At 67.5% G+C, this 19,175-nt stretch carries 15 protein-coding genes; 6 read left to right on the top strand and 9 right to left on the bottom strand.

What is annotated here, in order from left to right; genetic code table 11:
• Positions 1-139 precede the first annotated feature (139 nt).
• Positions 140-1,480 carry a tryptophanase gene (locus MUN73_RS02755; RefSeq protein ID WP_250138921.1) on the top strand — a complete coding sequence of 447 codons (1,341 nt, stop codon included), beginning with the start codon at positions 140-142 and terminating at the stop codon, positions 1,478-1,480.
• A gap of 63 nt (positions 1,481-1,543) precedes the next feature.
• Here MUN73_RS02755 and MUN73_RS02750 read toward each other — a convergent pair whose 3' ends face one another.
• The 6 genes from MUN73_RS02750 to MUN73_RS02725 all read right to left on the bottom strand — a co-directional run bounded on the left by MUN73_RS02750 (position 1,544) and on the right by MUN73_RS02725 (position 5,119).
• The gene (locus tag MUN73_RS02750) at positions 1,544-1,906 is read right to left on the bottom strand and encodes a hypothetical protein (RefSeq protein ID WP_250138920.1); all 363 of its coding nucleotides are present in this window, start codon (positions 1,904-1,906) and stop codon (positions 1,544-1,546) included.
• A 66-nt stretch (positions 1,907-1,972) separates the two neighbouring features.
• Positions 1,973-2,404, bottom strand: a complete 432-nt coding sequence (locus tag MUN73_RS02745; RefSeq protein WP_250138919.1) for a GNAT family N-acetyltransferase — start codon at positions 2,402-2,404, stop codon at positions 1,973-1,975.
• An 8-nt stretch (positions 2,405-2,412) separates the two neighbouring features.
• Complete coding sequence (locus MUN73_RS02740; RefSeq protein ID WP_250138918.1) at positions 2,413-2,955, bottom strand: redoxin domain-containing protein; 543 nt, start codon at positions 2,953-2,955, stop codon at positions 2,413-2,415.
• Between the two features lie 142 nt (positions 2,956-3,097).
• Positions 3,098-3,448: a nuclear transport factor 2 family protein gene (locus MUN73_RS02735; protein WP_250138917.1), complete on the bottom strand. Its 351-nt coding sequence runs from the start codon at positions 3,446-3,448 to the stop codon at positions 3,098-3,100.
• Positions 3,449-3,570: 122 nt separating this feature from the next.
• Positions 3,571-3,792: a ubiquitin-like small modifier protein SAMP2 gene (gene samp2 / locus MUN73_RS02730; protein WP_250138916.1), complete on the bottom strand. Its 222-nt coding sequence runs from the start codon at positions 3,790-3,792 to the stop codon at positions 3,571-3,573.
• Between the two features lie 247 nt (positions 3,793-4,039).
• Entirely contained in the window at positions 4,040-5,119 is a 1,080-nt protein-coding gene (locus MUN73_RS02725) for a bactofilin family protein (RefSeq protein ID WP_250138915.1), read from the bottom strand.
• Between the two features lie 193 nt (positions 5,120-5,312).
• Between MUN73_RS02725 and MUN73_RS02720 the strand changes: the two genes are divergently transcribed.
• Positions 5,313-8,402: a replication factor C small subunit gene (locus MUN73_RS02720; RefSeq protein ID WP_250138914.1), complete on the top strand. Its 3,090-nt coding sequence runs from the start codon at positions 5,313-5,315 to the stop codon at positions 8,400-8,402.
• 99 nt (positions 8,403-8,501) lie between these two features.
• Here the strand turns inward: MUN73_RS02720 and MUN73_RS02715 are convergent, their stop codons facing one another.
• On the bottom strand, positions 8,502-10,133 hold the full coding sequence (locus MUN73_RS02715; protein ID WP_250138913.1) for an ATP-binding protein: 1,632 nt from the start codon (positions 10,131-10,133) through the stop codon (positions 8,502-8,504).
• 257 nt (positions 10,134-10,390) lie between these two features.
• Between MUN73_RS02715 and alaS the strand changes: the two genes are divergently transcribed.
• The gene (gene alaS, locus MUN73_RS02710; protein WP_250138912.1) at positions 10,391-13,168 is read left to right on the top strand and encodes an alanine--tRNA ligase; all 2,778 of its coding nucleotides are present in this window, start codon (positions 10,391-10,393) and stop codon (positions 13,166-13,168) included.
• Positions 13,169-13,211: 43 nt separating this feature from the next.
• Here alaS and MUN73_RS02705 read toward each other — a convergent pair whose 3' ends face one another.
• Positions 13,212-13,823: a DUF8121 family protein gene (locus MUN73_RS02705; RefSeq protein ID WP_250138911.1), complete on the bottom strand. Its 612-nt coding sequence runs from the start codon at positions 13,821-13,823 to the stop codon at positions 13,212-13,214.
• Positions 13,824-13,952: 129 nt separating this feature from the next.
• Between MUN73_RS02705 and MUN73_RS02700 the strand changes: the two genes are divergently transcribed.
• Positions 13,953-14,732 carry an alpha/beta fold hydrolase gene (locus MUN73_RS02700; protein ID WP_250138910.1) on the top strand — a complete coding sequence of 260 codons (780 nt, stop codon included), beginning with the start codon at positions 13,953-13,955 and terminating at the stop codon, positions 14,730-14,732.
• Positions 14,733-14,758: 26 nt separating this feature from the next.
• Here MUN73_RS02700 and MUN73_RS02695 read toward each other — a convergent pair whose 3' ends face one another.
• A complete protein-coding gene (locus tag MUN73_RS02695) occupies positions 14,759-16,831 on the bottom strand; it encodes a cation:proton antiporter (RefSeq protein ID WP_250138909.1) in 2,073 nt (690 codons plus the stop codon).
• Positions 16,832-16,911: 80 nt separating this feature from the next.
• On the opposite strand from MUN73_RS02695, the gene MUN73_RS02690 reads away from it, so the two are divergent.
• Together MUN73_RS02690 and MUN73_RS02685 are read left to right on the top strand one after the other, a co-directional pair.
• Positions 16,912-18,240: an AMP-binding protein gene (locus MUN73_RS02690; RefSeq protein WP_250138908.1), complete on the top strand. Its 1,329-nt coding sequence runs from the start codon at positions 16,912-16,914 to the stop codon at positions 18,238-18,240.
• A gap of 145 nt (positions 18,241-18,385) precedes the next feature.
• The gene (locus tag MUN73_RS02685; RefSeq protein WP_250138907.1) at positions 18,386-19,138 is read left to right on the top strand and encodes a type 1 glutamine amidotransferase; all 753 of its coding nucleotides are present in this window, start codon (positions 18,386-18,388) and stop codon (positions 19,136-19,138) included.
• Positions 19,139-19,175 lie beyond the last annotated feature (37 nt).

Genomic DNA, 19,175 nt, shown 5'->3' with positions numbered 1-19,175 from the left:
CCATCGGTTTCCACGTCTGGGATCGAGTGGACCGATTCGCGACTGGAGCGGCGAATCGGTCCGTCGACGGTCGGTTCCAGTACACTGGTCGCCACCCCCGGTCACTCGAATTGAACTACCTGGCCGAGAGACTGGTTCTATGGTTGCCTATCGGACGAAGATGGTCGAACGGATCACGCTCCCGGCGCGGGAGCAACGTGAACGAACGCTCGCGGAGGCCGGCTACAACGTCTTCAACGTTCCCGCCGCGGAGGTGTACGTCGACCTGCTGACAGACAGCGGGACCGGCGCGATGAGCGACGAGCAGTGGGCCGCGCTCGTCCGGGCCGACGAAGCGTACGCCGGCTCGGAGTGCTTCGATCGGCTCGAGTCGGCCGTCGCGGACGTGATGGGGTTCGAGCACGTCATCCCGGCCCACCAGGGCCGGGGCGCGGAGAACGTCCTCTACGGCACGCTGCTCTCGGCCGGCGACGTCGTCCCCAACAACACCCACTTCGACACCACTCGCGCTCACGTCGCGAACCAGGACGCCGACCCGGTCGACTGTCCGGTGGACGAGGCCTACGACTTCGAGTCCGACGCCGCCTTCGGGGGGAACCTCTCGCTCGATCGGGCCCGGACGGTCGTCGACGAGGTCGGTCCGGAGCAGGTCCCGGTGGTCGTCCAGACGATCACGAACAACTCGGCGGCCGGCCAGCCTGTCAGCGTCGAGAACACCCGTCGCGTCCGGGCGTTCGCGGACGAGATCGACGCCACGTTCGTGATCGACGCCTGCCGGTTCGCCGAGAACGCCTACTTCGTCAAACAGCGCGAAGACGAGTTCGCGGACGCCTCGATCGCCGAGATCGCCCGCGAACAGCTCTCCTACGCCGACGCCGTCGTGATGAGCGGCAAGAAAGACGGGCTGGTCAACGCCGGCGGCTTCGTCGCGACCGACGACCCCGACCTCTTCGAGCGGTGCAAACAGCGCGCGATCCTCTACGAGGGGTTCCCGACCTACGGCGGGATGGCAGGCCGCGACGTCGCGGCGATGGCCGTCGGGCTTCGCGAAGCCGTCGAAGAGGCGTACGTCGCCGATCGGGTCGAACAGGTTCGCGAGTTCGGCTCGTTGCTCGGTGAGGCCGGTGTTCCGGTCGCTACCGGCGGCCACGCAGTGTACCTCGACGCCGGGGCCGTCCTTCCGCACCTCTCGTCCGACGTGTTCCCCGGCCAGGCGCTTGTCTGTGAACTCTACCGCGAAGGGGGCGTCCGCGGCGTCGAACTGGGGAGTTTCGCGTTCCCGGAGACCGATCGCCCCGAACTCGTGCGGCTCGCAGTGCCCCGTCGAACCTACCACCGGGAACACTTCGACCACGTCGTCGAGACGGTCGAGACGGTCCTCGAGACGCGATCCGAGGTCGACGGGCTCCGGCTCGCGTCCGAGCCGTCGATTCCCGAACTCCGCCACTTCACCGCCGATCTCGAACCGGTCCAGACGTAGCGTCGGAGCCGATTCGACGGTTGCGTGAGCAGAAACCACCGCCCTCGCGACCAGTTTCCGTCGCTATCGGCTGGCGATGACGTCCCGGGCGCGATCGGCGAGCGTCGGCTCCGGGGCCGGTTCGGACTCGCCGCCGAGGCGGCCTTTCGCCATCGATCGCAGTCCCGACGACTGGGCCGACGACCCGCCGGCGAGCCAGTCGGGGAGCTGGGACTCCAGTTCGGCCTGTTTCTCCGCCTTGATCCGGCTGTACTGTCGCAAGAGGAGTCCGACGCCGAGGAACAGGCCGGCGTCGACCAGTTCCCGGCGGAACCGCTCCGAGTCGTTCCGGACCGCGATCGCCTTCACGAGCGAGATGACGCCGATCGCGAGGTAGAGTTTCGAACTCCGCGAGGGGTCGCCGCTGAGCATCCGTTGTAGCGCCATGCGAGCCGACGTACCACGTTCTCTCTGATAAAAGTCGCTGGCGAGCGGACCGGTAATGGGAGCATACTACGCCCGTTCGGTCGCCTCCGCGATCCCGCGGTGGCGCCGGTCGTCGATCGGTTCGATCGCGAACCCGACCCGCTCGTAGAACGGGCGGACGCCGTCGTCGAACCGCGCGGTCAGTCGGCCCTCGCGCTCGAGCGCCCGCTCGATCAGCGCGCGACCGATACCGCGACCCTGGTGGCGACGGCGAACGCCGATCGCGGCGACGTGGCCGCCCCGATCGCGGGGTTCGAGGACGAGCGTGCCCAGGATCCGTTCGTCGTCGCGGGACCCGTCACCGTCGCGGTCCGCACTCGCGGTCCCGCGTCGATCGCCACCGACGAGGACGTCTCCCGCCGCGGTCCGTGCCTCGACGTCCCCGGGTTCGAGCATCGCGGCGTCGAGGATGCGCCGAACCTCGAGGACGTCGTCGGGGGTTGCAGTTCGGACGAACATCGCACTCTTCACGATCGTTGGGCGACGTCGCTCAACAGCGCGTCGATTCGGGGCCGATCCCAGATCGAATCGCCGCGATGCGTCGCGAGGACGGCGACGTCACCCGGAGCGCGGACGTCGAGGACGATCGCGGCCGGCATTCGGCCCAGGAGGTCGAACGTTCGGCCGAGCGTCCCGTGTCGGACGCGCTGGTCGAACGCCTCGCCCGCCTCGGCGGCCGGATCGGCACAGATCGGGTACGGGAGGTCGTAGCGCGCCTGCCACTCGCGGACGCGGTGGCGCGGTTCCGAGACGACCGAGACGACCTGGGTGCCCCGTTCGCGGAACTCGTCGTACCGATCGGCGACGGCCCGGACCTGACGGCGGCAGTTCCCGGCGTGGTGGTCCCGGTGAAGCAGGACGACGATGGCCTCGTGTGCCGGATCGGGAGCCTCGACCGTCGTCGGATCCGGCGGTGCGACGGGTGCGGTCAGGTCGACGAGCGAGAGCGGATCGGGACCCGGTCCGACGTTCGGGAACCGAAGCCCAAGCCCCGTGGGACGCGTCTCCATAGCGCCACCGACGCCGGCCACACCGAAAACGATCCGGCTTTCATCACCGTGGCGCGATCGGGAGCGGATGCCGATCGGCCGGACTCAGGGCGTCCCGGAAGGGAGTCGCTTCCGTGCCGTCCCGGAAGCCGGCCCGATCCAGTTACTCCTTCGGCGAGATCTTCCCCGCAAACGTCTGGAACGCGATCGTGTCGTCGGGAACGTGGAACGTGTCGGTTGCGAACTGGTAGACGTTTTCGGGCGTCTCGGCGTGCCAGATGATGTAGGCGAACTCGTCCTCGACGATCGTCTCGTCCATCGTGATCGAGGCGTCGGGATCGTCGAACTCGTCGAACAGGTTCGTGAACAGCCCCTCGATCTCGTCGCGCCCGCGGAAGGTCCCCATGCTGGTGACGACGGTCGATTCGTCCGTGTAGTCGGCCATGACGGCCTCCAGATCCTGGTTCTCGAACGCATCGAGGTGATGCTCGAGAACGGCTTCTGTCGAACTCATGTGTATCCACCCCGCCGGAGTCGATCGTCCGGCCGGTGTGTTGACGTTCCACAAAATCAGGTATAACGGTTCCGCCGGGACGAACCGCTCCGAACCCCGGATCTCCACCCCCCGGTCGCGGCTCACCCGCCTTTGATCAGCCGCAACACGGTGACGTGGTCGTGGTCGACCGGTTGATCTTCGGGAACGGGGCGGCCGTCGACGAGGACGCTCACCTCGTGGGGGCTGAGGTCGACTTCGCGGAGCAGGTCGGCGTAGGTCGGCCCCCGATCGGCGTCGGTCGCCACCGCGTTGAGGTCGAACTCGTGGGTGTCCTCGCCCTTGACGTCGACGGTGACGTGCATACCCGTCGTTACGAGTGTAGGGTCTTGAGGGCGTTGTTTGCGCGGTTCGGAGCGAACGCAGTGAGCGAGAACCGCGATGCGATCGGGGAGCGAAGCGACCCGTGAGCCGTGATGTGAGCGAGAACCGCGATGCGATCGGGGAGCGAAACGACCCGTGAGCCGCGACGTGAGCGAGAACCGCGATACGAACGAGGAGGAAGCGATCGGAATCGCGACGCGATCGAGAACCGGGAAACGCGATCGCCCCCTATTCCGCGGCGGGGCCCCCGGTCTGGGCCGCCGTCGGGGTCTCGCGGCTCTGTCGGCGGCGCGCGTAGAGTCCGATCGTGAGCGCGCCGAGGCCCAGCAGGAGGATCACGAAGTTGATGAGATCGCCGAGAACGGGAATTAGCCCGAGGATCGCGCCGCCGAGCAGGCCGACGACGAGCGCGAGCCAGCGGTTCCCGACGTCGACGGCGGCGAGGAGCCACGCGGCGACGGCGAACCGGCCGTAGACGACGCCGATCCACACCAGGAGTCCGAACAGCAGGCTGCCGACGATACTGACGGGGATCCCGACGATCGTGATCGCGATCGCGATCAGCAGGATGGGGATCCCGACGAGCACGCCGAGGCCCGCGAGGCCGGTCCTGACCGGATCGGTCGCGACCCGACGGGCGACGTCGGCGGAGAACCGGGGGAACAGCGCGAGCAGGACCGCGCCGAGCAGGAGGTTCATGACGAACGCGTAGGCCGCGAAGAGCCACCCGGTGATCGGCTGGAGCGTCGGTTCGATTCCGACCCCGATCCGCGAATCCTCCATGATCGTGCCCGCGACCGCGTCGGTGTTCCCCTCGAGCGTCCCGCCGTACCGGAGGTCGCCCTCGATCGCGGCGTTCTCGCCGAGCCGGATCGTCTCCGCGCCGATCGCGGCGTCGCCCTCGATCGTGCCGTCGATCTCGACGGTTCCGGCGCCCGCCTCGAGCGAGCCGCCGATCGTCGCGCCCTCGGCGAGGACGAGGTTCCCGCCCGCCCCGCTGACGTCGCCGTCGACGGTGCCGCTGATCTCGACGTTGCCGGCCACGGCTTCGACGTTGCCGCCGACGTCCCCCTCGATGTGAACGTTCCCGGCGAAGGCGCTCACGTCGCCGGTGACGGTGCCGCGGACGATCACGTTCCCGGCGAAGGCTTCGATCTCGTCGACCGTCTCGCCCTCTTCGACGACGATCGTGCCGCCGGTTCGCTCGCTCGACTGGGCGACGGACACGATCGGCAGCGTTCCGATGAGTACGACGACGAGGACGGCCACGACGAGCACCCGGGTCCACGAAAATGACGTGCGATCCATACTGTTCGTACGATTCCCGCGACCAAAAGGTGTCACCTCGTTCTCACGACGGGGGAAGTGTCCGGTGGCCCGTGGCGTGAGAACTTGCGGCTCGGCCGTTCTCCGCGGCTCGGCCTCGATCGATCGGTGCCGATCGGCGCGTCGGAAACAGCCCTTCGGGCGATTTATCTGCGGGCCGGCCCTTGCGATCGGTATGAGCGAGGCCGACGCCGAGGCGGCGGAGCCGACACCCGGCAAGACCGAGGTCTGGATCGAGAAGTACCGGCCGGAACGGCTCGACGAGATCAAGGGCCACGAGAACATCGTCCCGCGACTCCAGCGATACGTCGAGCAGGACGACCTGCCCCACCTCATGTTCGCGGGGCCGGCAGGTACTGGAAAGTGTGTTACGGGCGAGACTCCAGTGCTGACGAACGAGGGAGTCGCCCCCATTTCCACCGTCGTCGGCGACGTCGACGGATTCGACACCCCGGACGACGACCTCGAGATACTGACGTACGACAGCGATGGCTCGTTCGAGTACGTCGCCCCGTCACACCTTTTCTCCAAGGTTGCGACCGATCTCGTTTCGATCGAGACGCGTGACGGGAACGAGTTCACGGTCACACCGGAACACAAACTCCTCGTCGCGGACGAGAGCGGACTCACGTGGCGGCAGGCTGAAACGATTTCCGGTGGGGAACGTATCGTTCGCCCACTTGAAACTCCAGTTCTTGACGATGACTCGTCTCTATCGCTCGACTGGCTCTCGTCGATGGACGGCGACCGAACGTTCGTTACCGTATCGGAGTCGTTCGCCCGCCGACACGAGATCCCTGCAGAAGAAAACTACGTACGACAGAAAAAGACGGTGATCGGCTGTCTCCGTCGCGGCTACTCGATCGACGAGATCGTCTCCGAGTACGATATCTCTCGCAAAACTGCGACTGATTACGCACGTACGGTGTCGATCGATCTCGAGGAACCGTCGACGACCTGTTCACTGGCGTACCTTCGATCGCTCGACGCCGAGGAATCGGAACTGCAATCTCACGTCGAGTCCGTTCAGTACGTGACGTCGTACAACAACCGATCCAGCCCAATTTCGCCGCCGTGGCAACTCACGCCGGATCTGGCCCGGTTCGTCGGACTCGCGATCAGCGAAGCGCGGATCGACAACGGCCGAATCAAATTCTACAACACCGACGATGCACTTCGCGAGTCGTTCGAGCGGATCGCCCGAGAATTGTTCGACGTCGAAACTACCCGTGGCGTACAAAAAGACGTGCCGTACGTCGAACTCCGAACAAAATCACTCCACCACTTCCTCGAGTCCTGCTTCGACGTCTTCGGTGATTCACCGGAATCGGGTATCGGTTCGACTCTCGTTCACGCTCCGGACGACGTGCGAGCGGCGTTCCTGCAGGCCGTTTTCGATTCGGAGGCATACGTTGCGGATCAGGGAACGATCGAACTGACGCAGAAAGACGAATCGCTGATCACGCTCTGTTCGTATCTGCTCGCTTCCTTTGGGATTCCGACGCGACGGAAACACGTTGAGAAGCGAGCGACGAACGGCTCCGGATCGAAACAGGTGTACCACACGCTGTATGTCTCCGGTGTCTCGGCACTCTCGCGTTTCGAGGACGCAATCGGATTCACCATCGACTATAAGCGCGATCGGCTTGCCGACGCGACGGCGGGTTCCGGGAATCCGAATTACGACACGATGCCCGCACAGACGGCGGTCGACTACCTGTGCCGGACGCTCGCACTGAAAAAGAAGCCGCTGGTAACCGACAGTCTGGACCCCAAAAACCCCGGCCGCGAGTCCTACCTCGAGGACGTCGACCGCGTTCTCGAGACGGCGGCCGACCGTCTCGAGGCGGCACAGCGTGTCAAGCGAGAAATAGAGCAGGTCCGGTCCGACATTCGTTCCGTGAGTGCTGTTCCGGCGGCATGGGTCGGCCAGCGTGACGCGCTGGAACCGCTTGAGGTACGAAAGGAGGTCGAAGCAACGACCGGTATCCGGACGGATCGCTTGCTAGAATACGCCGATGGGAGGCGATCTCCAACCGGGAGCCGCGCGAGAAGGTTGCTCGCCACGCTCGAATCGCATACCGAAATGCCGGAGACCGATTCAATCCAGGAATCGTTCCGGGATGCGATCGACGCACTCGGTGTCTCGGACAATCGAATCGCGGACGGAACGGAGCTGCTCGGCAGCGACGTCCGAAACCTCGTCGAGAACGACGATCACGATCTGGCGTCGCTGCCGCGGTTCGAGACCGTCGCCGATCGGATTCTCGATGTAGCCGACGAGATGTGTTCGATGGAAGTCGTCGAAGGACTGGTCGCACTCGATCGACTTTCGCGGGAGACCCTCTACTTCGATCGCGTGACGGACGTGGAACGCATGGAGGACGAGCGTCGCGTCTACGACCTCACGGTGCCTGGAACGCGGAACTACGTTGCGGGTGACGTACCGACGGTCATGCACAACACGACCGCAGCGCAAGCGATCGCCCGCGAGGTCTACGACGACGACTGGCGCGAGAACTTCCTCGAACTCAACGCCTCCGACCAGCGCGGGATCGACGTCGTCCGCGATCGGATCAAGGACTTCGCCCGATCCTCCTTCGGCGGCTACGACCACCGGATCATCTTCCTGGACGAGGCCGACGCGCTGACCAGCGACGCCCAGTCCGCGCTCCGCCGGACGATGGAGCAGTTCTCGAACAACACCCGGTTCATCCTCTCGTGTAACTACTCGAGCCAGATCATCGACCCCATCCAGTCGCGCTGTGCCGTCTTCCGTTTTACCGAACTCTCGGGAGACGCGGTCGAGGCCCAGGTTCGCGAGATCGCCGAAACCGAGGGGATCGAGGTGACCGACGACGGCGTCGACGCGCTGGTCTACGCGGCCGACGGCGACATGCGAAAGGCGATCAACGCCCTGCAGGCCGCCGCGGTGATGGGCGAGACCGTCGACGAGGAGACCGTCTTCGCGCTCACCTCGACCGCTCGGCCCGAGGAGGTCGAGGAGATGGTCGAGCACGCCATCGACGGTGACTTCACGGCCGCCCGCGCGGCGCTCGAGGACCTCCTGACAGATCGCGGCCTCGCCGGCGGGGACGTGATCGACCAGCTTCACCGCTCCGCGTGGGAGTTCGACGTTCCCGAGCGGGCGACAGTGCGACTGCTCGAGCGGCTCGGCGAGGTGGACTACCGCATTACGGAGGGCGCGAACGAGCGCCTGCAACTCGAGGCGCTGCTCGCGTCGCTGGCGCTCGAAGACGAATAACTGGTTCTTCTCTGGCCCCGGTTGCCGCCTGCTCGCCGTTCGATCGCCGATCGCGGCCGCTCCCGTCGGTCGTCCGTCGATCGCTGATCCGACGGTCGATCACCGATCGTCCTCCCGATCGATCGCCGGCTCCTGGAGCGAATCGGGAAAGACGTCGGTCGCGTCGACTGCTGCGCCGGTGAACTCGACGCGCGTGCCGCCCGCCTCGCTCTCGTCGATCGCCACCGTCCAGCCGTGGGCCTCGGCGATTCGTCGCACGATCGCGAGGGCGTAGCCCCGTCGATCGTCCGTCTCGGAATCCGGCTCGAGGAGTCCCTCGCGCTGCGCTTCCGGAACGGGCGCGCCGTCGTCGGCGACGAAGAACCCGTCCGAACACGTGCCGACGCGGATCGTGATCGGCCCGGAGGCGTCGGAGTCGCTGGAAGCGGTGGCCCCGGACCCGGCGTCCGGGTCGGCGGTCCGGAACAGGTGCTCGAGAACGTCCGTCAGCCGTTCCTTGTCCGCCTCGAGCAGCCGATCGTCCTCGAGGTGGAGGTTCAGGTCGGCTTCCCCGTCCAGTCGCGCCAGCGCGCGGCGGGTGATGTCGTGCAGGGCGACGGGTTCGACGGTGGTGATCACGTCCCGTCGTCGGGCGAGGGTCGACAGCGTGTCGATCCACTCGTCGAGTCGATCGTGGGCCGTCTCGACCTCCGCGAAGTGGTCCGGATCGTCCGTCTCCTGTGCGACCATGAGGTAGGCCTGCGCTACGTTGAGCAGGTCGCGAAGCGTTCCCTCGACGATCCGCTCGAACTTCTCGAGTCGCTTCTGCTGGGCGGCGAGTTCGCGCTTGCGTCGATTGCGATCGGTGACGTCCCTGAACGTCGCCAGTCCGCCGCTCGACTCGTCGCCACGATCGAGCGCGACGGCGGTGACGAGGACGGTCCGGCGACCGTCCGTGGTCTCCCAGCGGTCGACGACGCGGAGCGGGACGTCGTCCGATCGGGGTTCGGCGGGCGACGCCGCGTCGATCGTCACGGTCTCGAGCACGTCGTGATCCGCGAGGCGCGTGCCGACGAGCGCCGCGCGATCGACCCCGAAGACGTCCTCGAAGGCCGTGTTGACGTCTCGAACGACGGCGTCGGGGTCGGCGTCCGACTCCGGGTCCGAGTCGGACTCCGGAACCCCGTACCGGACGGCGGGATCCGGGACGGCCTCGACGAGCGTCGCGAGCCAGCCGTCCACGTCGAGTCCGTCGGGGTCGTCCCCGGTGTCGTCCGGTTCGGTCGACGGCGTGTCGTCGGAATCGGCCGGTTCGCTCCCGTGGGCGTCGGGATCGGCTGGCGGATCGGCCGGCCCGATCGGGATCGGGAACCGTTCCGTTCCCCGCTCCGGTGCGTGACAGGTCCAGCGAACCTCGTCGGCGAGGTGGGCCACGGAGCAATCGCCGTCGCGACGGACGTAGCCCGCGATGCCGTCGGTCGCCCGCGCGGTCGTCGGCGCGTACTCCGGCTCGGTGTAGAGGACGAGCGGCGTCGCGTCGCAGGCGTCGATCACGTCGCGCAGGTGGGACCCGTCCGCGGTCGTCGGCGTCTCGGCGAAGACGACGCAGTCGGCCCGCGGCGCTCGGTCGCGGACCGTCTCGATCGAGACGGCCGGTGCTACGGAGAGGCCGGCAGCGGCTCGCTCGAGGGCGGCGGCCCCCGAGACGGCGTCGGACTCGGTCGCAGCGACGTACAGGACGATCTGGCTCATTCGAATCGATCGCTGTGTGGACTTCAGGTCCTCGTCACACACAGCGAGTGAACGGCAATAAATACGTACCGGTCGACCTGGCCCGCAAGTCGCGGTGAGACGCGGCGATCGACCGGTTCGCCGTCCGGGGTACCGCTGAATCGAAACGCCGGTCGATCGCTGCCTGGACCGTTCTCTCGGCCGAACCGTCGTCACGGTACCGACGTTGCATACCAGTTGCGGAACTGTTTTACCCGCTGCACGGTCAAACACGTACAATGAGCGAACTGGCGGAGGAATACCGCCTCGAGTACTTCGAGGAGGAAGGATTCGAGCGCAAGGAGTGTCCCGAGTGTGGGGACCACTTCTGGACGCGCGACCACGACCGCGAGACCTGTGGTGAGCCGCCGTGCGCGGAGTACGACTTCATCGGCGAGCCCGGGTTCGCGGAGGAGTACAGCCTGTCGGAGATGCGGGAGGCGTTCCTCTCCTTTTTCGAGGAACACGGCCACGAACGGATCGATCCCTACCCCGTCGCGGCGAACCGCTGGCGGGACGACGTCCTGCTCACGCAGGCGTCGATCTACGACTTCCAGCCGCTCGTGACGAGCGGCCAGACGCCGCCGCCGGCGAACCCGCTGACGGTCTCCCAGCCCTGCATCCGGATGCAGGACATCGACAACGTCGGCAAGACGGGCCGACACACGATGGCGTTCGAGATGATGGCCCACCACGCGTTCAACACGCGCGAGGACGTCGACGAAGACGAGTACGCCTACCACGGCGAGGTGTACTGGAAGGACCGGACCGTCGAACTCTGCGACGAACTCCTCGCCGAGATGGGTGCGGACATCACCGAGGTCACCTACATCGAAGACCCGTGGGTCGGCGGCGGCAACGCCGGTCCCGCGATCGAGGTCATCTACCGGGGACTCGAACTCGCGACGCTGGTCTTCATGTGCATGGAGCAGGATCCCGACGGCGAGTACGAACTCAAGGACGGGAACCGCTACTCCTACATGGACACGTACATCGTCGATACGGGGTACGGTCTCGAACGCTGGACCTGGATGAGCCAGGGCACCCCGACGGTGTACGAGGCGATCTACCCCGAGATGATCGGGTTCCTGAAAGAGAACGCGGCGATCGAGCACACCGAGGCGGAGGCCGAACTCGTCAACCGCGCCGCCCGGCTGTCGGGCCAGCTCGACATCGACGACGTCGACGACGTCGAGGCCGCCCGGGACGACATCGCCGCGCAACTGGACGTTTCGACGGACGAACTCCGCGATCTGGTCGAACCGCTCGAGGACATCTACGCGATCGCGGACCACTGCCGCACGCTCGCGTACATGCTGGGCGACGGCATCGTTCCCTCGAACGTCGGCACCGGGTATCTCGCGCGGATGGTCCTCCGGCGCACGAAGCGCCTGTGTGACAACGTCGGCGTCGACGCCCCGCTGGACGAACTCGTCGATATGCAGGCCGAGCGCCTGGAGTACGAGAACCGCGACACCATCCGCGACATCGTCCGGACCGAGGTCGAGAAGTACCGCGAGACGCTCGAACGCGGCGGTCGCCGCGTCGAGAGCCTCGCCGAGGAGTACGCGAAGAACGGCGAGTCGATCCCGACCGGGGAACTGATCGAACTCTACGACTCCCACGGCATCCAGCCCGACATGGTCGCGGAAATCGCCGAGGAGGCGGGCGCGGACGTCGACGTCCCCGACGACTTCTACAGCCTCGTCGCCCAGCGCCACGACACGCCCGAGGGGGTCGAGACGGTAACCGACGAGGGCGACGATCGGTTCGCGGACCTCCCCGAAACCGAGAAACTCTACTACGACGACCAGCAGCGCACGCAGTTCGAGGCGGTCGTCCTGGACGTCTTCGAGCGCGAGGAGGGCTACGACGTCGTCCTCGACCAGACGATGTTCTACCCCGAGGGCGGTGGCCAGCCCGCCGACACCGGGACGCTCTCGACCGACGACGTCACCGTCGAGGTCACGGACGTCCAGATCGAGGACGGCGTGATCCTCCACCGGACCGACGAGAGCCCCGGCAAGGGCGAGTTCGTCAACGGGCAGGTCGACGGCGGCCGCCGTCGCCAGCTCATGCGCCACCACACGGCGACCCACATCGTCATCCACGCCGCGCGACAGGTGCTCGGCGAGCACGTCCGCCAGGCCGGTGCCCAGAAGGGCGTCGACTCCTCGCGGATCGACCTGCGCCACTACGAGCGGATCGATCGTGCGGACGTCAAGCGAATCGAACGCCTCGCCAACGGGATCGTGATGGACAACACGGCCGTCAGCCAGGAGTGGCCCGATCGCCACGACGCGGAGGCCGAACACGGCTTCGACCTCTACCAGGGCGGCATCCCGCCGGGCGAGCAGATCCGACTGATTCACGTCGACGAGGACGTCCAGGCCTGCGGTGGCACGCACGTCGCCCGGACCGGCGACATCGGCGCGATCAAGGTCCTGAACACCGAGCGCGTCCAGGACGGCGTCGAGCGGATCACCTTCGCGGCCGGTGAGGCCGCGCTCGAGGCAACCCAGGAGAAAGAAGACGCCCTCTACGAGGCCGCCGAGATCCTCGACGTCGCCCCCGAGGAGGTCCCCGACACCGCCGAGCGGTTCTTCGAGGAGTGGAAGGCACGAGGCAAGGAAATCGAGGACCTGAAGGAACAGCTCGCCGCGGCCCGCGCCGGCGGCGGTGGCGACGCCGAGGAGGTCGAGGTCGGCGAGACGACCGCGGTCGTCGACCGGATCGACGCGGACATGGACGAACTCCGCGCGACGGCCAACGCCATCACCGGGAAGGGGAAGATCGCCGTCATCGGTAGCGGGGAGAACGGCGCCCAGTTCGTCGTCTCGGTGCCCGACGGCGTCGGTGTCAACGCCGGCGAGGTCGTCGGCGAACTCGCCGCGAAGGTCGGCGGCGGCGGGGGCGGTCCGCCGGACTTCGCGCAGGGCGGCGGCCCCAACGTCGAGGACCTCGACGCCGCGCTCGAGGACGCCCCGGACGTGTTGCGGCAGGTCCAGGACGCGTAATTCGACCGACCAGACTCCTGTTTCGCTTTTGCCGATCGAGCGTTCAGTCGAACCGATCGTATCCCGGGAGCGTTCGGACGAGATTGCCCTCGAGTTCGTACGTCCGGCCGAGGACGCCGCTCGACTCGACCGTCGCCGCCACGTCGAGGCGCAGTTCGAACGCCTCGTCGTTCCGCGGCTCGACGAGGAGGTCGAACGCCACGGAGCCGCGGCCCTGAACGCCGAGTTCCGGGACGGCGATGACGGTCACCTCGGGATCGTCGCCCCGAGCGAATTCGATCGGTTCCCAGGGATAGCCACCGGGCCGGGTGAGCGAGAACTCCGGCGTTCCGGCTCCCCCGAGCGGGCGGAGTTCGTACCGGAGCCGTTCGAGGTAGGTGTCCGCCGCGTGCCAGGCGGGCAGTCTGATCGCGTAGGGGAGTCGGCCGGCGTCCCACCGATCGACCAGCGAAATCGTCGCGGTCCGTCGGTCGCCGTCGTCGAAGTGCAGGTGCGTCTGCCCGTCTTCCTCGACCGTCTCCGGCCGATCGAGCGTCCGCGTCCGGAGATCGCCGCAGCCGGCGAGGGCGGTCGCGAGACCGGCGCCGGTAGCGGCGAGCAATCGTCGGCGCGACGTGGTCCGGATCGATCGTCGAGACCGGGCGGAGGGAACCATAGCGTACGCGTCCCGTCGCGGGAGTATCAACGTTCCTGAACGTACCGCGTCGAATCGGGCCGGTCTCGGGGGGCCGCGGGTCGAGTCGAAACCGCGCCTTCTTTCCTCGATAGCGGCGTCCGTCCACTCATGCCTACTGCGACGAACGGCTCCGTCTCGTTGTACTACGATCGCCAGGGGAGCGGCGACTCCGTCGTCTTCGTTCCCGAGGCTGGCCTCGGCGGCTGGCAGTGGGGGTGGCAACACGCCGCCGTCGCCGGCCCCTGTGAGGCCGTCGTCTGGGACCTCCGGGGGACGGGCCGATCGGACGCGCCGCCGGGCCCGTACACGATGGAAACGCTGGCGGACGACCTCGAGGCGGTCCTCGCCGAGTGCGAGATCCGGAACGCACACGTGGTCGGCTGCGGTCTCGGCGGGGCCGTCGCGCTCGCGGCGGCCCGGACCTCGGGTCGGGTCGAGACGCTGACCCTGTTCGGGACCGCAGCCCGCGGCGACGCGTACGACCTCGACCCGCTGTTCGCCCCGCCGGCCGATCGGGAGGCGCTTCGTGACTCGCTCGCGGCGGGCCTCTCCGAGGACTTTCGCGCCGCGCAGCCGGACGTCTGCGACGGCATCGTCGACTGGCGGGCCGACGGCGACGCGACCCGCGAGGGCTGGGACGCGCAGGTCGCCGCCCTCGAGGGCTTCGACGCGACCGACTGGCTCGTCGAGGTGACTCAGCCGACGCTCGTGTGTCACGGGACCGGCGACGACCTCGTCCCTCCCGACGCCGGCCGTGACCTCGCGCGGGGCCTCCCGCGCGGCGAGTTCGTCGCCCTCGACGGGGCCGGTCACCTGGCGTTCGTCGAGCGATCGCGGACGGTCAACGATCGGTTGCTGGGCTTTCTCGAGGCCCACGGCGACGAGTGAGGGTACGGAAAGCGAACCGCCGCGAGCTACTTGAACCGCAGGAACTGCCGATCGTACTCCGGATCGTCCTCCCGCGGGTGTAACAGGACGAACGACGCCGGCGGGAGCTCCGCGAGTCGGGAGGGTAGCTCGCGGAGTTCGTCGTGCCAGCCGACGCTCCCCGGTCGCGAGGAGATCACGCTAACCAGGTCGTTCGCCGTCGCGTCGTCCTCGAGTCGCGAGTGCAGCGCCCGCCACGAGGACAGTTCTCGGAACTCGGCGTCCAGTTCCGGCTCGACGAGATCGAAGAGCCGTTCGTACTGGTGGGCCGACCCCCCGACTGCGAGGACGGTGACCGGTGCGCCGAGTCGGTCCGCGAGCCGCTTGAGCAGGGCGACGCTCTCGAAGAAGCCCTCGTGATGGTCGATCCCGTCCGGGAGGACGACGAAGAGCCGGTCGGTCGTGTTGACCGGGTGTCCGAGTCGAGCGACCATCACGGGATCGGTCGTCCGAGCGAGGACCTGGTCGATGACGCTCCCGAACAGCCGCTGGCCGATCGATCGCTGGGCGTCCCAGCCGAGCAAGAGTAGATCGGCCTGTACTTCGACCGCGCCGCGGACGATCCCCGAAGCGGGGTTGTGATTGACCCGGATCTCCGGATCGACGGGGACCTCGGCCTCGCTCCCGACGGCGGTGAGTTCTTCGAGGTCGTCGTACGCCTCGTCGACCGTCCGGTCCGGGGAACCGCGACGGGCGGGTTGGACGACGGTGAGCGTGTGGATTGGCCGCTCGCGTTCGTCGTCCTTGAGTAACAGGGCCATCTCGAGCAGCTGCCGCTGGCGATCGGCGGCGTAGGAGATCGGAAGCAGGATTCGCGGGTCGCCGAGGGCGCCGTCGTCGGGTTCGACGGCCTCTGCGAGCGCGAGCCGCTGTCCGGCGCGTTTCGTGACCCAGGGGCTGAGAACGGCGGACACGATCAGCATGAGAACGACTGCGTTGAGGATCGCTGCGTCGAACAGCCCCACCTCGAAGCCGATCAGCGTGATCGCCAGCGCCGCCGCGGCCTGCCCGATCGAGAGGCCGAACATGACGTCCCGCTCGTCGGCGGTGTACCCCTTGACGCGGGCGACGAGCCACGCCGCCAGCCACTTCAGCGCGATCATGACGCCGACGATGACGGCCGCGACTTCGAGGGTCCGCCGGCCCTGGAAGATGACCGTCGCGTCGACGAACATGCCGACGTGCAGCAGGAAGAAGGGGATGAAGAAGGCGTTGCCCGCGAATTCGATCCGGGAGAGCAACGTCCCACCCTCGGGGATCAACCGATTGAGCGCGAGGCCGCCGACGAACGCCCCGAGGATCGGTGCGACGTCCAGCAGCGTCGCGGCGCTGGCCGCACCGAAGAAGACGACGGTGACGAACAGGAACTCGAAGTAGCTCTCCTCGCTGAAATTCTGGAAGAACCGGCGCGCGATCGGCGGGACGACGAACCAGGTCCCGGCCAGCAGGACACCCAGCGCGACGATCTTCTCGACGACGACGCTGGCGGTCAGTCCCGCCTCGGCCGCGCTCCGGACCAGCGCGAGGACGAACAGGGCGAGCGTATCAGTAAACAGAATACCGCCGAAGACGGCGGTTACGGCCCGGTTCCTGGTGACGTCGTACCGGTTGACGATCGGATACGCCAGCAGCGTGTGGGACGCGAACACGGCAGCGAGGAGCAGCGCGGAGAGCCGATCCAGGCCGAGCAGGGCCATCGCGACGATCGTTCCGACGACGAACGGAAGCCCGAAGCTCACGAGTCCGAACAGGGCCGCGCTACCCGGGTCCTCCGAGAACTGCCGAAGATCGAGTTCGAGACCGACGGTAAAGAGGAGATAGATCAGCCCGACCTCGCCGAGCAGGACGATCGCGTCGCTGTGTGCGACCAGCCCCGTTCCGCCGGGGCCGAGGATCGCCCCGAACAGGACGATGCCGATGATTCCCGGCTGACCGAGCCGTCGCACGAGCAACGGTCCGACAAGGAAGACCGCCAGCGCGATGGTGAATACCAGGACCGGCTCCTCGAGCGGGAGCTCGGGAATCGCGACTGCGACTACCAGCGGCGTGTTCGACCACATGAACGTAGTTCTCAGAACGGAGGGTGTCGTCTTTGATGTGGTGCTTTTGAACACTTCGTCCGGTGACGTCCGTCGGTTCGATGCTTGCGAATGACCCCCTTCCTACTACGGTTGCGGGTGTCGCAGTCGCGTCTGTGACGCTCTCGCTGGCTCGCCGGGCCGATCGCTTCCCGGACCGGACCGCGGTCGTCGACGTCTCCGAGGAACGGCTGTACGCGCCCGCCGAGACCGTCCACGAGGATCGCGTCTCGTACGGAGAACTCTCCGCGATCGCCGGTCGCACCGCCGGGCGTCTGGCGTCGCTCGGAATCGGGGCCGGCGACACGGTCTGTTTCGTCTCGCGTAACCGGGTCGCCTCGCTCGCCGTCCTGTTCGCCTGCCGACGGCTGGGGGCGACGTACGCTCCGATCTGTCACTGGCTGACGCCGGCGACGGTGACGCGCCCGTTCGAGGCGCTCGATCCGGACCTCGTCGTCTCCGAGGCCGCCCAGCGGGATCTCGTCCGATCGATCCCGTTCGATCGGTCGGTGACGCTCGAGGAACTGGCGGCCGAAGAGGGTGCGTCGATCGAGCCGTCCGACGGCGTCGACGGGGGTTCCGAGTCGGGTGACGCGGACGACGATCCGGACACCCCGCTGCTCGCGCTCCACGGCGAGTCCGGACGCCCGGTCGCCGGCTTCTCGGCGCGCGCCGTCGAGTGGAACTGCATCACTGCGGCCGTGACGTGGGGGCTCTCCGCCGTCGACTCGACGATCGTCTGTACGCCGCTCTCGACGGTCGACGGGCTGTTCCGGGTGGCGCTTCCCCTGCTCTACGCCGGGGGAACGGTCCTGCTCGATCGGGCCTTCGATCCCGGCGACGCGCTGACGGCGATCGCGGATCACGGGGTGACGACGCTGGCCTGTCGATCGACCGCGATCCGCGAACTCGCGGCCAGCGATGGGGTCGCGGCGGTCGACGGGCTCGATCGCGTGCTCTGTGACGCGGCGACCCCGGCGGAGGCGCTCGCGCCGTACCTCGACCGCGGCGTCCCGATCGCCCGGGCGTACGGTCGGCTCGAGTGCCCCGTCGCCCTGAGCGGGTCGATCGATCCCGATCGGGACGACGGCGGGTCCGTCGACGACGTCGACGTCGGTCGCCCCGTACTGGACTGTCGGGCCCGCCTCGTCGACGCCGACGGAACCGTTCTCGAGGGCGCAGTCGAGGGGCGACTCCAGCTATCGGGGCCGGTGCTCGCCGACGGCTACGCAACTACTGCCGGAACGGACGACGACTGGTTCGATCCTGCGGCCGCGGCGACCGCCGAATCGGCGGCGGAGTCCGACCCCGATCGCGGTCGGTTCACGGACGGCTGGTTCGACACCGGCGAGACCGTCCGTCGTGACGAAGACGGGCGCTATCACCGGTAGTAGGAGCGGTGCGATCTTCCGACGTAGATCGGGCGCTGGCCACCGCAGTGATCGTCGCTGGTCCTGAGACCGTTCCCCGCCGCGGTCGCGGCAACGCCGGCGCACGACAGAAGGCCTATTTTCGTCGAGTCGCCACTAGCGGCCAATGAGTCAGCTCCGTCTCGCCGTCCTCAACGCGGCTCACGAGGACGCGAACACGACGCGAAACTTCCGGCGCGAACTCGACGCCTCGCTGGCCGAGTTCGACGTCACCGAGGGCGAGGTCCCCGACGGGTTCGAGTTCGACGGCGCCGTCGTCACCGGCTCGCGCTCGTCGGTCTACTGGGACGAGGACTGGATCGACGCCACGAAGGAGTGGGTCGGGTCGGCGATCGATCGCGGGATTCCGGCCCTCGGGGTCTGCTGGGGGCACCAGTTGCTCGCGGACGTCCTCGGCGGTACGGTCGCGGACATGGGCACCTACGAGGTCGGCTACAGCCCGATCGAGCACGACGGCAACTCGCGGCTGTTCGACGGCATTTCCCGGGAGTTCACGGCATTCACGAGCCACTCCGACGAGGTGGCCGACCTCCCGCCCGGAGCCGACCCGATCGCCGAAAACGAGTACTCGAACCACGGTTTCCGCAAGGACCGGGTCTTCGGCGTTCAGTTCCACCCCGAGTACGACACGAAGACCGCCCGCGAACTCGTCCACCGGAAGGACCTCTCCGACGATCGGCGCGAGTCCGTCCTCGACGAGATCACCGCGGCGAACTACCGGGACGCCTGCGAGGCAAAACTGGTCTTCGACAACTTCGTCGAGTTCGTCCGCGAGGTGACCGCGACCGGACCGGCCGTCGAAGCGGACACCGCGGGCTGCGCTACGACCGTCGGCAGTTCTAACGATCGTCCCAACTGAAGCGATCTCCAGTTTGTCAACAAACGGGGGTAAGCGA

The sequence above is a fragment of the Halosolutus amylolyticus genome (assembly GCF_023566055.1).
Classification (GTDB): Archaea; Halobacteriota; Halobacteria; order Halobacteriales; family Natrialbaceae; genus Halosolutus; species Halosolutus amylolyticus.
This window is presented reverse-complemented; position numbering and strand designations above follow the sequence as displayed.

What these genes read in the sequence shown, in the direction of transcription:
- MUN73_RS02755 (WP_250138921.1), top strand. Translation starts at nt 140, where the DNA reads ATGGTTGCCTATCGGACGAAGATGGTCGAACGGATCACGCTCCCGGCG.
- MUN73_RS02750 (WP_250138920.1), bottom strand. Translation starts at nt 1,906, where the DNA reads ATGGCGCTACAACGGATGCTCAGCGGCGACCCCTCGCGGAGTTCGAAA.
- MUN73_RS02745 (WP_250138919.1), bottom strand. Translation starts at nt 2,404, where the DNA reads ATGTTCGTCCGAACTGCAACCCCCGACGACGTCCTCGAGGTTCGGCGC.
- MUN73_RS02740 (WP_250138918.1), bottom strand. Translation starts at nt 2,955, where the DNA reads ATGGAGACGCGTCCCACGGGGCTTGGGCTTCGGTTCCCGAACGTCGGA.
- MUN73_RS02735 (WP_250138917.1), bottom strand. Translation starts at nt 3,448, where the DNA reads ATGAGTTCGACAGAAGCCGTTCTCGAGCATCACCTCGATGCGTTCGAG.
- samp2 (WP_250138916.1), bottom strand. Translation starts at nt 3,792, where the DNA reads ATGCACGTCACCGTCGACGTCAAGGGCGAGGACACCCACGAGTTCGAC.
- MUN73_RS02725 (WP_250138915.1), bottom strand. Translation starts at nt 5,119, where the DNA reads ATGGATCGCACGTCATTTTCGTGGACCCGGGTGCTCGTCGTGGCCGTC.
- MUN73_RS02720 (WP_250138914.1), top strand. Translation starts at nt 5,313, where the DNA reads ATGAGCGAGGCCGACGCCGAGGCGGCGGAGCCGACACCCGGCAAGACC.
- MUN73_RS02715 (WP_250138913.1), bottom strand. Translation starts at nt 10,133, where the DNA reads ATGAGCCAGATCGTCCTGTACGTCGCTGCGACCGAGTCCGACGCCGTC.
- alaS (WP_250138912.1), top strand. Translation starts at nt 10,391, where the DNA reads ATGAGCGAACTGGCGGAGGAATACCGCCTCGAGTACTTCGAGGAGGAA.
- MUN73_RS02705 (WP_250138911.1), bottom strand. Translation starts at nt 13,823, where the DNA reads ATGGTTCCCTCCGCCCGGTCTCGACGATCGATCCGGACCACGTCGCGC.
- MUN73_RS02700 (WP_250138910.1), top strand. Translation starts at nt 13,953, where the DNA reads ATGCCTACTGCGACGAACGGCTCCGTCTCGTTGTACTACGATCGCCAG.
- MUN73_RS02695 (WP_250138909.1), bottom strand. Translation starts at nt 16,831, where the DNA reads ATGTGGTCGAACACGCCGCTGGTAGTCGCAGTCGCGATTCCCGAGCTC.
- MUN73_RS02690 (WP_250138908.1), top strand. Translation starts at nt 16,912, where the DNA reads ATGCTTGCGAATGACCCCCTTCCTACTACGGTTGCGGGTGTCGCAGTC.
- MUN73_RS02685 (WP_250138907.1), top strand. Translation starts at nt 18,386, where the DNA reads ATGAGTCAGCTCCGTCTCGCCGTCCTCAACGCGGCTCACGAGGACGCG.